Here is a 14,207-nt window from a genome sequence, read left to right as displayed (position 1 = left end):
GCTGTAACCGGTTACATAGTATGGCCCACCGCGAGCAACGCAACCGGTTTCATCAGGTGCAACCACATTTAGCCAAAGCGCAGGCACATGCGCGGGCAGGGAGAACGAGTTTCCATGGCGCAAGCCACCATTCGTGATGTCGCACGGGAGGCGGAGGTTTCCGTCGCCTCGGTGTCGCGCGCGCTGAACGGTGCGGAGAACATCCGCGCCGACACGCGCGCCCGCGTAGTCGCGGCTGCCGAGAAGCTCGGCTATGTTCCGCATGCCGGTGCCCGCAGCCTCAGCATGGCGCGCGCGCACGCCATCGGCGTCGTTCTGCCCGACCTGCATGGCGAGTTCTTTTCCGAAATCGTGCGCGGCATGGACAAGGAGGCCAGCGCACGCGGCTTTCACTTGCTTCTGTCCAACATGCACGCCGACCTGAACGACGCCGTCCACGCGCTTCGCGCGATGCGCGGTCGCGTTGACGGGCTGGTGGTGATGGCGCCGCATCTTGATGCCGCGGAACTGATGCGCAACATGCCGCAGAACGTGCCGGCAGTGTTGGTGAACTGTCGCGCCGACCAGGGCACGCCCGCGCTGTTGGTCGACAATGTCGGTGGGGCGGACACCATGGTCCGCCACTTGCTGGGGACCGGGCGGCGCGCGATCGCGCATGTGACCGGTCCCTCCGGCAATCTCGACGCCGAAGAACGATTGGCGGGGTTTCGGCTGTCGATGCGGCGGCATGCGGGCGTGGACGATCCGCTGGTGCTGCCGGGTGACTTCAGCGAAGAAGCCGGTGCCGCGGCTACCCGGGCGCTAATCGCCGGCGGCCAGCGTGTCGACGCTATCTTCGCAGCCAACGACATGATGGCGATCGGCTGCATGCTGGCCCTACGCGAGGCGGGGGTCTCGGTGCCCGAACAGATCGCCGTCGCGGGCTTCGACGACATTCCGGTCGCCCGCTACCTCCATTTGACCACGATGCGGGTGCCCATCGCCGGGATCGGCGCGCTCGCGGTCACTAGGCTCACCGACCAGCTTAGCGGACGGGGCAACCCCGCCGCGACGGAACTGCACGCGCCCGAGCTCGAGGTGCGCGCCACCACCACTGCACATAAAAAAGAAGGGCGGACCAGAACATGATCGCAAAGGGAAGGGCACTGCGCGCCTATCTGGCCGCAGCCACGATGTTGAGCGCTGGGGTGGTGCTGCCAGCGCCGGCAAGCGCACAGGTGACCACGTCGCAGCTGCGCGGCCAGGTGGTGAACGCCGACGGCACGCCCGCCGCCGGCGCAACGCTCACCGCGCGCAGCACCGCCACCAACCAGACCAGCCGGGGAACCACGCAGGCGGACGGCAGCTACACGCTCTCGGGTCTGCGCGCCGGCGAGTATGAAGTCATCGCCACCCTGAATGGCGAAACCGCCAGCCAGGTGATCCGCATCGGCGTCGCCCAGTCTGCCTCGCTCGACCTGACCATCGGCGCGGCAGCCGAAGTGGCAGTCGAAGAGACCGCCGGCGGTGACGAAGTCGTCATCACCGGTTCGCGCCTGCGCGAAACCCGCACCAGCGAAGTCGCGACCAACGTCAGCCAGGAGCAGATCCGCACCCTGCCGCAGACGGACCGCAACTTTCTCTCCTTCGCCGCACTCGCCCCCGGCGTCCGCTACAATGACAGCGAGACCGACAAGGGCATCCAGTCTGGCGCATCGACCGCCAGCCAGGTCAATGTGTTCATCGACGGCGTCAGCCTGAAGAACAAGCTGCGCGAAGGCGGCATCGCCGGCCAGCAGAACAGCCGCGGCAATCCCTTCGGCCAGCTTGCCGTCCAGGAATTCCGCGTCCTGACCCAGAACTACAAGGCGGAATATGAACAGGCCGGCTCCGCCATCATCACCGCGGTTACCAAGTCGGGTACCAACGAGTTCCATGGCGAGGTGTTCGGCCAGTACACCGACAAGGGCCTGACCCAGAAAGGTTACTTCGACAAGCGAGAGAACCGGCCCGAGCCGGCGTTCGAGCGCAAGCAGTACGGCGTCTCGCTCGGCGGCCCGATCGTCAAGGACAAGCTGTTCTTCTTCGCCGCTTATGAAGGCAACGACCAGAACCGCGCGTTCAACGTCGATAGCACCGGCTCGGCCGCAGCCGTCAGCGAGTTCGAGCAGTTCTCCGGCCGCCGCCTGGCGGATTTCGAAGGTGCATACGTCAGCCCGTTCCGCGGCGACTTCTACTTCGGCAAGCTGACGCTCACCCCGGACGATCGCCAGACGTTCGACCTTTCGTTCAGCCGCCGCGAAGAAACCGATATCCAGGGTTTTGGCGGCAACACGTCGTACGAAGCGGCTGAGAACAAGATCAACCGCGTCGACACCTACCTCTTCAAATGGACCTATAGCGGCGAGAACTTCACCAACGAGTTCAACGCCAACTATCTGGACTACACGTTCAACCCGACGTCGCTGAACCCCGATTTAGCCACTTTCGACTATGACTCGGTCATCGTCTTCGGCGGCAAGGATTCGACCCGGCGCGAGGTCCAGAAGGGCCACACGCTGCGCGACGATATCACCTATACCGGCTTTGACGGGCACGCGATCAAGGCGGGCGCGCGTGTCGAGGTGACCGACATCGAGTTCGCCAACCAGGCCTATATTCAGCCGCGCTTCACCTTCCGTCGCGAGCCGCAGAACAACCTCAATTTCGCCTTCCCGGCGGAAGCGCGACTGGGCCTGGGCAATGGCCTGATCCAGGGGTCCAACACCCAACTCGGCCTGTACGTGCAGGACGATTGGGACATCACCAGCCGGCTTCAGCTGAACCTCGGCGTGCGCTGGGATTACGAGACCAACGGCTTCAACAACGATTACCGCACCCCCGCCAATGCCGCGGCGGCGCTGCGCTCGCTCCCCATCACGGATTACTTCAACCCTGAGGATTACATTTCGGAGGGCAACAACCGGAAGCCGTTCGGCGGGGCCATCGCGCCGCGCTTCGGCTTCTCGTGGGATCTAGCCGGCAACCGTTCCACCGTGCTTTTCGGCGGCTTCGGGCGCTATTATGACCGCAACAGCTTCAACAACACGGTCGACGAGCTGTCGCGCACGATCAATCCGATCGGCGTGTTCCGCTTCTCGCCCGATGGCGCGCCGCGCGGCGGGCTGCCGACCGTCGCCTGGAACAACAGCTATCTGAGCCGCGAGGGGCTGCTTGCCCTGCGCGCCAGCTCGCAAAGCGCCGGCCTGCCGGAACTGTTCGCGGTGAAGAACAACGCGCGTCCGCCGGTGAACGACCAGATCAGCCTGGGCGTGCGCCAGCAGATCGGCGTGTTCCAGGCCTCGATCACCGGGTCCTATCAGCGCGGCCGCAACGGCTATACCAACCTGTTCGCCACCCGGAACGACAACGGGCTGGGCACGTGCTGCAACACCTCTTCGGTGGTGCCGTTCGGCTATGCGAACGCGCTGATCGGCTATGACGGGCTGGATACCCGGTACAAGGCGCTCTTCGTCACGCTGGACAAGAACTATACCGAGTCCTCGGGCTGGGGCCTGAACATCGCCTATACCCTATCCAAGGGCGAGCAGAATGGCGGCGACCTGTTCAGCCTCGATGCGGTCACGCCGGACGATTATGGCTGGCGCCCGCGCAGCGGCGACGAGCGGCAGCGCGTGGTGATCTCGGGCATTGTCGATCTGCCGCTGGGCTTCCAGTTCTCGACGCTCACCACCCTGGGCAGTGGCCAGGCGTTCCGCGTCACCGATGGCACCAACGGCGCGGACTCCGGCTTCAACAGCTTCTCGGCGCGTTATCCCAAAAAGAACTGCATCGAGGGGCTCTTCGCCTTCTGCGAAGTCAACGTTACCCTCGCCAAGAACTTCGAAGTGTTCGGCGGTGACCGCGTGCAGGCTGCGGTCGACGTGCTCAACGTGTTCAACAACAAGAACTTCGAAGGGTTCGACGACTTCTTCAACAACACGATCAACCCCGCAACGGGTGACGTGACCGATCCGCTCGACGCAGCCGAGATCGGGCGCAACACCATCACCCTCCCGCGCCGTATCCAGTTCCGGCTGGGCTACCGCTTCTAATCAGACCCTCCCCTGGGCGGGGCCGCTCCCCCTTGGCGGCCCCGCCTCCTTTTTGGAGACCGATGTTGATCACGCGCCGTTCGCTTCTCGCCTGCACCTCCCTTCTGGTTGCCGGCAGTGCGGCCGGTGCCTGTACCCGTCCGGCGGCGGTTCCGGCGCTGCCGGTGCCCGGTGCCGCTCCCCGGCTGATCGACGACGTGTCCGAGCGGACGTTCCGCTTCTTCTGGGAAACGACCAATCCGGCAAACGGCCTGGCGCCCGATCGCTGGCCGAGTGCCGGCTTTTGCAGCATCGCGGCGGTCGGCTTCGCGCTCACTGCCTATCCGATCGGCGTCGAACGCGGCTGGGTGAGCCACCAGGCTGCCGCACAGCGCACACTGACGACACTGCGCTTCTTCTGGAACGCGCCCCAGGGTCCAGGAGCCCGCGGCACCACCGGGCACAAGGGGTTCTTCTACCACTTTCTCGACATGGAGCAGGGGCTGCGCTTCGGGCGGACCGAGCTGTCCTCGGTCGACACCTGCCTGTTGCTGGGCGGCATCCTGTTCGCCGCCGAATTCTTCGACGGAACCGCCGCCGCGGAGCGCGAGATCCGCGACCTGGCGAAGAAGATCTACAACCGCGTCGACTGGCGCTGGATGCAGGCCCGCGCGCCCTTGGTGTCGATGGGCTGGCACCCCGAAAGCGGGTTCATCCCTTCCGACTGGAAGGGCTATAACGAGGCGATGCTCGTCTATGTGCTCGGCATGGGCGCGCCTGACCCGGCCCGCCGTCTGAGCCGTGACGCCTGGAAGGCCTGGACCGCCACCTATCCCCATAGCTGGCGCGGCGAAGGGCAGGGGAGGCACCTGGCCTTCGGACCACATTTCGGACACCAGTACAGCCATGTCTGGATCGACTTCCGCGGCGTTCGCGACGCCACGATGCGCGCGGAGGGCTTCGACTATTTCGAGAACAGCCGCCGCGCCACCTATGCCCAGCGGGACTATGCGATCGGCAACCCTGAAGGATGGAAGGGCTATGCCGCCGACATCTGGGGCCTGACCGCCTGTGACGGCCCGCTTGGCGGCACGCACCAGCTGAACGGAAAGCCACGCCAGTTCCGCACCTATTCTGCGCGCGGCCCGTTGGGCCTGCCCGACGAATTCGACGACGGCACTTTGGCGCCCACCGCCGCACTCGGCTCGATCGCATTCGCCCCGGAAATCGTGATCCCCTGCGCCCAAGCCATGCACGCGCGCTACGGGCGCAGGCTGTATGGAAAGTATGGCTTCCTCGACAGCTTCAACCCGACCCTGGCAGGTGCGGGCTTGAAGGTCGAGAAAGGGGTGGTCGACCCCGAACTCGGCTGGTTCAACGACGAATATCTTGGCATTGACCAGGGTCCCATCTTGGCAATGATCGCAAACTACCAAGATGATCTCGTCTGGAAGCACATGCGCAAGTCGCCCGCCATTCGCGACGGACTGCTGCGCGCCGGCTTTAGCGGCGACCGGTTGATTCGATGACGAGTGCGCTGCTGCATGAAGCTGCCGGTTCCGATTGGCCACCACCGCCGCCCTCACCCCTGAGCGAACAGATATTGCACCTAATGGGGTGGCGCGTCACCTTCCCGCGGCAGTCGCAACTAACTGTTCCGCTTATCTAAAGCACGTGGCGCAAGCTACCTAGGTCGGTATCGTTTTGGCAGAAGGTGCCGTGCTTTGGTTCGCAGGTGGAGGCGAAACTTGAATAGAAGCTCGAGTCCGGGGCGAAGGCATGCCCTCAACGTCACTCGTCGATCCTTCCCCTAAGGACCGCAGCTCGACGAACCTCCGCTCCCTTGAATTTAGCGCCAGTCAGCAAGCGGCTCGCTAGCGGCACCGCGGTACATCAACCAACGTCCTTTTATCCAAGGCACCTGAGTCGCCCCGAATGTCTGCCATCGAGTGATTGTGTTGAAGAAGTCGGCTGTTGGTGCGGGTGACGAGTACCGCTGAAGGGCGGCCTGCGAGCCGGACCGGGTCATACCTGCAGCGATTCGGCCGGCATCGGGATGAGCTTGGCCATCTTGCGGAGGTTCTGGGCGGTAGCTGCCAGCAGGAACTTGCCTTTGGCGCCGTTGGCACCTCGCAGGCGCAAGCGGTCCAGCTTCAGGATACGTTTAAGATGCGCGAACAGCATTTCGACCTTCTTCCGCTTGCGGCGGGAGGTGGCGTAGGCGTCGTGGTGGCGATATCGCGGGCCAGGTCACGCGCGCCCTCAAGGATCGAGCGGGTGACCTTGCGCCCGGTCATGTCGCGTGGAGCGTTGCCGCGGGTGGCAGCCGGCGCAGTCCTGCTGGCGCGCGCGGTAGCGAATGGAGCCGTCCTGGCCGACGCCGCTCCGCCGCGTGGCGAAGTTGCGGTTCCTTGCGCGCAGGCGCTTGCCGCCGGGACACATGTAGCTGTCGGCGACGTGTTCGTGGGTTAAGTCGCTACGCGCGAAGGTGCCGTCGCGCTGGGCCTTCTTGTCGAACACGGCGATGTGCGGGTGGATGTCGCGCTAATGGACGAGCCAGGCGAGCATCTCGGCCGAGCCGTAGACGGTGTCCACCGCGAGTCGTTCGGGCCAGACACCGAAGCGGTCCTGCACCCGCGTGATCATGCGCTTGCACGCGGTGCCGTCGGCCTGCCGCACCCGATGCTCGCCTCGACATCCATGATGACGGCGTGGTCGAGGTCGATGAGGTAGTTGGTCGAGTAGGCGTGGAAGGCCGGCGGGTGATGCGCGCAGGTCCAGCGCGCTGCAGGATCGGCCGGCGCCGGATTTCTTCGCAACAAAGGCGTTGCTGCGCCGAACGCTGCGTCGTCCAGTACGGCGAGATACTCGCGCACGGCACGGCTGTCGACGTCGGGCGAGGGACTATGCTCAATCACGTGCGGTCAAGTCGTTCCCGATCTTACCAATCGGCAAATGGCTTTGTTGCTGCTGATCGATCTCGATGATGGACCCCATACAATCCGCGGTGTGGTCAAGACGCTTAAGGGCACTAAGCCAGTGATCACGCGGGCACTGAACAGACTGTCAGAGCTACGGCTTGCCCAACGCGCCCCCGATCCCGTAGACAAGCGCGACGTCTTCTGCGGTCGCTACTCCTGAAGGTGCTGAGTTCCTGCGGACGCTCCAACATTTGTCAGTTGGACACGCGTAAGAAGTTGTTTGAAGCTGGCAAAGACACGCGTTAACGCTTAGGTAGGCGTGGGCGCAGTTACGTGCTCACCTCGACAGGATATTCATTTTGACCGAAATTGAGCAATCCCTTGTAGCCCTTACTGCCGACATCGTTGCGGCACATGTTAGCAACAACAGTGTTTCGGTAAGCGATATACCGACGCTCATTGCCAATGTTCATGGGGCGCTGAACGGACTGAGTGAGCCTGTCGAAGCAGAGCCGGTGAAGCAGGAGCCAGCGGTATCCGTCCGGGCGTCGGTGAGGCCCGATTACCTCGTCTGCCTGGAAGACGGTAAAAAGCTCAAGATGCTCAAGCGTTATCTGATGACCACCTTCCAGATGACGCCCGAGCAGTATCGCATGAAGTGGAACCTGCCCGCGGATTACCCGATGGTTGCGCCGAACTATGCCGAGCAGCGCCGCGATCTCGCCAAGAGAAATGGCCTGGGCCGTAAGCCTGGAGCGACGGCGCCAGCGGATGCGGCGCCGGCTACAAAGGCGAAGACGAAGGCACCTGCTGCGCGCAAGGCAAGTGCGCCGGCTGGAAACGCCTAAGACCCCTTCGGGCCGCGGCGGAACGTCGCGGCCCTGATCGGCCTAGTACATCAGCTGCCGCACTTGCCCGCGCTGATGCTTGCCGACATCCACTTCGAGATCCCGGCGTAGCGGCTAAGCGCCGCGCTTGAGCCGCATCGCTTGCGCGACCGCAACTGGAGCAAAAACAGACCCGTTCACTCGCTTGGAGGCTGAGCCCTCGTCAGTATCCAGCAGCGTAAAGGACGATTTCCAGTTTGGCGCGTCTTGATCTTCGCCGCGGCTCAAGCTGCCTCGCATTCATGTCGAAGTGGGTCGTTCGCAGCACGAGGAGGCCGCGGTTGCCATCCGGCCTCTTTCCGCGTCCGGCCCAGTTACCGCGGGGCCTATGGCCTCCGCATGGATGATCGTAGCCCCATCCATCACTTGCGCTTCGGCTGTAGGCGACATACCGGTCAGAGCGACGGCCGCTGCCAGACAGCCTTCACTCATGAAGCTTGTCTCACAACGCAGGGCACGTTCTACGCGCCGGCTTCGAAGCTACGGTGTTTCTTCTCTTTGCTTATGCGGCGCATTGCAGGCGCCCCATCTGCTCTTCCGTCAGGCAGTACAGGTCGCTCGTCAAGGCCTACTCGTAGAGCCTGAATCAGAACGCGACGCTCACATCAATGGGAATACTAAATATCGACTACCCTTAAGCCCAGCAGGCGAGCCAACAAGACCGCTCATCCCCTCTGGTTAGCCTCACGCGGGACAGGTACACCGGCATGACATACGTGTTACCAACGAGGGAAGAATGATACTCTGGAAACTGGCGCAGGCAATCAAAAGGCGCCGAGATACTCTCAAGCTCACACCTGAGGCACGAGAAATGAGAAATCTGGCGCGATTCAGAGATCTTGTCGCTTTCGTCGAGAAGACGTCGCCCTGGTACCGTCGTGTCATAAAAGAGAATCGCATCAACCTCGCGACCTGCCGACCGGAGCATTTCCCTTCACTAACATCAGCTCAGTTCAGGGAAAACCTGGACGAAATTGTCACGGACCGCGCGATTACAAGTCAAGGCATAGAGTCTTTTCTAAGACAATCACGATCCTCGAAGAACTTGTATTTGGGTAAATATCACATTGTGCAATCATCGGGCTCAAGCGGCATCCCAGGCGTTTACATTCACACGACTGACGAAGTGATTAATGGAATGAGTTACGGTGTGCTGCATCGTAAGGTCAGGCCTCGAACAAGAACAACCTTTATTGGCAGCCTCGACGATCACGACATGGCCAACGCGGTTATGGGCCTGATGGATGATTGGCCCCAAAGATTGCTTTTTAACACGCGCAACTTCGACATCGCGGCGCCATGGCGGCAAATTATCGACGGCCTTAATAAGCATCGGCCCAAGATCATAAGCGCATATAAACATTACCTGATGAGCTTAGCGGAAGAAGCGTGCGCGGGACGTTTGAAAATCCAGCCAGTTCTCCTTGAGTCTGGGGGGGAGCCGCTCCTTCCTCAAGAGCGGGAAATCTTGCGATCAACCTTCCGATGCGAAATAGCCAATTCGTATGGATCATCCGAAGTCAATCTCATGGGCGTTGCACTCAATGATTGGGAAGGAATTTACCTCTTCGAAGATGATTTGATCTTCGAAATTGGTTACGAATCTACTTGCGTTACCAATCTGTTCAACCGAGCTATGCCGCTGATCCGATACCGTTTTGATGACATACTGGTTCCCGCTAATGTGCAGAATCCTCGGATGCCTTACAGGATCGTCTCGGAAGGGATCGGGCGATCCCAAGAGATAATCACTTTTGACACCGGAAATGGAGGTGAGCACAAATTCCATACAATTTTCTTTGATGATGGTGTCGACTTCAGCGGCGTGAAACGGGTTCAATATGAGAAGATTGACTTCGAAACGCTCGGCGTGCGCGTCGCCTTGGTTGATGAGGCTGAGTTAAGGAAGTTAAGCGGCGTAAACTCGAATGCTGAAAAGATTGAACAACTGAGAGCTTCATTTCGGAAGTACCTGAACGATAACAGCCTTCGTAGTGTGAAGTTGGAGTTATCGGAGGCTGGCGTCGAAGACGCTCGACCAGAGGACAGGATTGCCAAGGACGGTAAAAAGGAAAGGCTAGTCCTGCAGTCATCAAGATAAATTCCAGATACGTATTTATCGGCCGTAGAAACCATCAACCTGCTGGCGAACTGCGTGGAGTTCAGGAATGATCTGTGCCGGTCATCGGCGAGCGATCTGATCCGACGGACCGTTTTCGAGCTATTCCTTCTCCGGATCGCGCGACCGACGTTATCTTCTGCCTGCAAGCAACTGAACCGACCGCAGGCAGGTGCGGCGCGTTTGTAGCGAAGAATGCAACCTCACAGTGTGGCCAAATGCAGGAGGCGCTCTTGTCGATCTTAACGTATGTCACTAAGTTTCGCAACCGCGGATCTTCCGCTCGGCAGCTGTCCGAAGCGGGTTTGGCCTGACCCATTTCCGGCGGAGCGGCTAGTCTAGCTCTGTCCTGAGCGACTTCAGCCTCGGTATGCGGCCGATAGCTCCCTATATGAGCGCGATCTCAATGAAAGGAGTGCGGCGGCAACACCTAAGGCGCCGGCGAGCGTAAACATCACCGCCATCCCGCGCTCCGGCCCGGTGCCGTACCAGCTTCCAATCGCACGTGCGCCGCCCCCGGTGGACATGAATGGGATAACTACAAATTGGGTCAACGGACCAATGATGAACGAGGTCAGCGGAGCGGCCGCTTGCTCCACCGACTGGGCGAAGCCGAATACCCGACCTTGGCGCTCGTAAGGCACGAGCTTTTGTAGTGCAGTCTGCTCTGCGGCTTCCACGAACGGGTATAAAAACAGATAGATGAAGCAGCCTATGCCAAGCGCGACCGCCGAAGATCGAAGTGTGAAGACAGATGCGACTGACCAGATAACCACATTGGCAAGCAGCATCGTCCTTAAAGGGTTTCTGCCGAGCCCCGTGCGCGAGATCACGAAGCCGCTGATAACGAAGCCGCAAGAGGCAAGCGCCCACAGCAGCCCCCATCCCCTCAGGGTCATTAGCGACAATCCATAAGCGTCCAGGAGGGCCATGAACACGCCGCCGAGAAGATTATTGAAAGACGTGAACATGATCAGCCAAAACAGGCGTGGCACCTCTGCAATGACCGCGATCGTCCCGCGCAAATCTACCCGCTTGCGCTCGCCAGCTACCTGCGTTGCGGGCGCGGGCTCTTCGAAGCTCACAATCCACAAGTGGGCAAAGGCAAGTGCAGTGAATCCGATGCTGACTAATAGGGTCGTATGCATGCCGCCCCAGGCGACAAGATAGCCGCTGATCGCCGAAGTCACCACAAGTCCAGCGCCGTTGACCATACCAACCAGACCATTGGCCTTGGCTCGATCTGGCTCCGGTACAAGTATAGTCACCATTGTCGGCAGGGCGATCATCCGCACATTGCCCGCGATAACACCGGCCATGACGAGCACGATGAACACCCATAGTGGCCAGTCCGCTACGTCCGTCATCCGCGCGTCTGGCAGGGCTAACCGCGCGGCGAATGCAATCACATAGAGGATCAGCGAGGCGGCGCTGGAGGCGAGCATGACGCGCTTCTTGCGGTAATGATCCACCAGACTGCCGAACCAGATCGCGAAGCCGGCTGTGAACGCCATGTAGATGCCGCCGACGACACCCGTCACGAAGACGGATCGGGTCTCGAGGAACGTCCAGAACACGAGCGCGAACCAGACTGTGAAGTTGGTTACGTTCTGGACCAGGCTGTTTCCGAGGATTAGATTAAAAGAGCGCATGGGCTGCCCCGTAAACTCTGCAAGCTGGCGTAGCTACGGGCAATCAGCAACGCCTGCCCAGCGGAAAAACGGCAAATCGATTGTAATCGCCCTCCGAACAACTCGCCAGAGGATCAAAACGCCGCGAGTCAGCTTCCCGTCTCTTGACGCCAGCAGAGACGCAAGCGGGGATGAGCCGAGGCGTCAGCTACAGCGCTCCAGCTTCGCTGGCGCCGCCCTGGCCTATAAGGAACGCGAGGCGACCACAAATGCAATCACGAAGCGCCAGCCTGCTGCAACTCCTTCGCGGCGAAGCCTGCGCCTTTGCCGCTGCTTCATCGACGGTTTACAGGGTCGCGCAATCAGCCGTTTTCCAAACCAGCATAGCGCCGCCGCCTTCAAGTCACAGGCGCTTACAAGTCGGCTGGGAGGCTCACGCGCCCGCGAGGCGTGATCTCAATATCTGCGTCGCAGGCGTCGGGCGGGGTATACCTGATGGCACCCAAGCTGGAACAGCTTCGTCGTACAATCAGGGTTGCTGCACGGAAATTGAACACTTGGCCGCGCGTGTCGAGAAACTGATCGAACGGAAAGGTGAGAATTCAGCTTCTTGGTTATGGACGTGTATGAACTAGCGATCAGAACCTCGGCAACCTGGAAGCTGCCTTACGCGCAGCCGGCTGCCAGACGATCCGCGCAGAGAAGAAGTCCCGCTGAGCGCGGACCGGGAACAAAGTTGCAGATCCTGCTCGACTTCCTCTTGAGAGCCGACACGTTGAACGTGACCGGCATCGACGGGGTCGCGCGATTGATGAGGGACCTGCGAGACAATATGCATCAGCTGAAGGGCAGGGGAGTCTCGCTCAAGGTCACCGAGCAGCCGATCGATACCAGCACTGCTGCCGGAAAAGCTCTTCTCGACATGCTAGGTGTCTTTGCTGAATCCAAGACAAACCTGCGCAAGGAGCGGCAAGCTAAAGGCATTGCAGCGGCCAAGGCGAGGAGCGTCTACAAAGGCGGCAAGGCGCGCAGTGACCCAGAAGCGGTCGGTAGTCTCGCAGCCGAAGGCGTAAAGCCGGCACACATCGCCCGACAACTCGGCATATCAAGAGGAACAGTGTACCGCTTCCTGCCTCCACAAGATCGATTGCCGACCGTAGGGTCACCGAGGAACTCACACGAACACGAGTCGCTTCCCTCTCATCCGAGACGATGATGAGAACGCGGAATGGAGGCATCGCCAGATGCCGAGCAGCCGGCTCGGACGCTTAGGTGTGTTCGGTCGCCTTGCCGGTGGCGTCGCAGGTGCAGTTCTAGCTGAAGGAGCTCGACAGCTTGGTTCAGGCAAACGGCCACGATTAAGTGAGCTCATGCTGACGCCGGCCAATGCTGCGCGGGTCGCCGATCGGTTGTCGCACCTACGAGGCGCTGCGATGAAGCTTGGGCAGATGATTTCAATGGATGCGGGCGACGTCCTGCCGCCTGAATTATCAACGATACTCGCTCGCCTGCGCAACCAAGCATATCGTATGCCTCCAAAGCAGCTCGACCAAGCGCTTCAACAAGAATGGGGCGCTAACTGGCGGAGGCGCTTCCTTCACTTCGAGGCTTCACCGATTGCCGCCGCGTCGATCGGGCAGGTGCATCGAGCAACCATGCCGGATGGTCGAACGCTCGCTGTGAAGGTCCAGTATCCTGGCGTCGCGAAGAGCATCGATGCCGATGTCGACAACGTTGCGACGCTGCTCCGCATTTCTGGCCTCCTGACCGAAGAGATCGAGCTAGGACCACTCCTTGCTGCGGCGAAACGGCAGTTGGCAGAGGAGGCAGATTACCTCCGGGAAGGCCGCGAGATGCGCAGCTATGCTGAGCGACTTGCCGGTGACCCCCGCTACGTCGTGCCCGAACTCGTTGATGAGCTGACTACGCCACGCGTGCTTGCGATGAGCTTCATCGAAGGTCGTCCAATCGAGATGTTAGCAGATGCGCCGCAGAGGGATCGGGACGCAGCCATGACCGCGCTGATCACGCTGGTTCTGCGCGAGCTTTTCGAGTTCGGAACCATGCAAACTGATCCCAACTTCGCCAACTACCGCTGGCAGCCGCCGAGCGGTGCTCTGGTGCTTCTGGACTTCGGTGCTGCACGACAGGTGCCGGCAAGTACTGCAGCCGCTTATAAAAGGCTGATCCAGGCGGGCCTTAGGCGCGACCGCGATCAGATCCGCGCGGTGGCAGTCGAGACCGGGTTCATCGGCGCCGCGGCAGCGTTTGAACACCGAGACGCGATCAATCGGATGATCGCAGCGGTGGACGATGCATCGAGCGGAGCCGGCCCGTTCGACTTCGCGGATCGCGCCTTTGTACCGATGGTTCGCGAGGAGGCGAGAACGATCTTGGCAGATCGCAACACCTGGCATGTGCCGGACGTGGAGACACTGTTCGTGCAGCGAAAGGTGAGTGGAACGGCGCTTCTGGCTGCCCGCCTGAGGGCGAAAGTCGACGTGCGCGGGCTGGCAGCAGCGGCTACCACACAATAGTGCATAATTCATTGTCTAAGCCGGGGCAGGAGATCTTCGTGCTTCGACACGGAAAACTCC

Annotated in this window: 9 protein-coding genes and 1 pseudogene; 8 read left to right on the top strand and 2 right to left on the bottom strand. The window is 61.1% G+C overall.

Annotated features, from left to right (window positions below; translation table 11 throughout):
* Positions 1-114 precede the first annotated feature (114 nt).
* The 3 genes from FHT02_RS16115 (at position 115) to FHT02_RS16105 (ending at position 5,581) form a co-directional block, all read left to right on the top strand.
* Positions 115-1,128 (top strand): LacI family DNA-binding transcriptional regulator, encoded by a 1,014-nt coding sequence (locus tag FHT02_RS16115; protein WP_184089956.1) that lies wholly within the window; start codon positions 115-117, stop codon positions 1,126-1,128.
* Entirely contained in the window at positions 1,125-4,073 is a 2,949-nt protein-coding gene (locus FHT02_RS16110; RefSeq protein ID WP_184089953.1) for a TonB-dependent receptor, read from the top strand. The genes FHT02_RS16115 and FHT02_RS16110 overlap by 4 nt, the downstream gene beginning before the upstream one ends.
* A 62-nt stretch (positions 4,074-4,135) precedes the next feature.
* Complete coding sequence (locus FHT02_RS16105; RefSeq protein ID WP_184089950.1) at positions 4,136-5,581, top strand: glucoamylase family protein; 1,446 nt, start codon at positions 4,136-4,138, stop codon at positions 5,579-5,581.
* Between the two features lie 496 nt (positions 5,582-6,077).
* Here FHT02_RS16105 and FHT02_RS21625 read toward each other — a convergent pair.
* Positions 6,078-6,934, bottom strand: a pseudogene (locus FHT02_RS21625) (transposase); the annotation flags it as partial.
* 73 nt (positions 6,935-7,007) lie between these two features.
* Here FHT02_RS21625 and FHT02_RS16085 point away from each other — a divergent pair.
* The 3 genes from FHT02_RS16085 (at position 7,008) to FHT02_RS16075 (ending at position 9,961) form a co-directional block, all read left to right on the top strand.
* On the top strand, positions 7,008-7,193 hold the full coding sequence (locus FHT02_RS16085) for a MarR family transcriptional regulator (RefSeq protein WP_246352463.1): 186 nt from the start codon (positions 7,008-7,010) through the stop codon (positions 7,191-7,193).
* 139 nt (positions 7,194-7,332) lie between these two features.
* A complete protein-coding gene (locus FHT02_RS16080) occupies positions 7,333-7,821 on the top strand; it encodes a Ros/MucR family transcriptional regulator (RefSeq protein WP_221239526.1) in 489 nt (162 codons plus the stop codon).
* A gap of 775 nt (positions 7,822-8,596) precedes the next feature.
* Entirely contained in the window at positions 8,597-9,961 is a 1,365-nt protein-coding gene (locus FHT02_RS16075) for a phenylacetate--CoA ligase family protein (RefSeq protein WP_184089941.1), read from the top strand.
* Positions 9,962-10,338: 377 nt separating this feature from the next.
* Here the strand turns inward: FHT02_RS16075 and FHT02_RS16070 are convergent, their stop codons facing one another.
* A complete protein-coding gene (locus FHT02_RS16070; protein WP_184089938.1) occupies positions 10,339-11,631 on the bottom strand; it encodes an MFS transporter in 1,293 nt (430 codons plus the stop codon).
* 715 nt (positions 11,632-12,346) lie between these two features.
* On the opposite strand from FHT02_RS16070, the gene FHT02_RS16065 reads away from it, so the two are divergent.
* Positions 12,347-12,826: a recombinase family protein gene (locus FHT02_RS16065; protein ID WP_246352462.1), complete on the top strand. Its 480-nt coding sequence runs from the start codon at positions 12,347-12,349 to the stop codon at positions 12,824-12,826.
* Positions 12,827-12,854: 28 nt separating this feature from the next.
* Positions 12,855-14,147 carry an ABC1 kinase family protein gene (locus tag FHT02_RS16060; protein ID WP_184089935.1) on the top strand — a complete coding sequence of 431 codons (1,293 nt, stop codon included), beginning with the start codon at positions 12,855-12,857 and terminating at the stop codon, positions 14,145-14,147.
* Positions 14,148-14,207 lie beyond the last annotated feature (60 nt).

This window comes from Sphingomonas xinjiangensis, from assembly GCF_014199255.1.
GTDB lineage: Bacteria > Pseudomonadota > Alphaproteobacteria > Sphingomonadales > Sphingomonadaceae > Sphingomonas > Sphingomonas xinjiangensis.
Note: the sequence above shows the minus strand (reverse complement) of the source record. Positions and strands in the feature narration are given on the sequence as shown.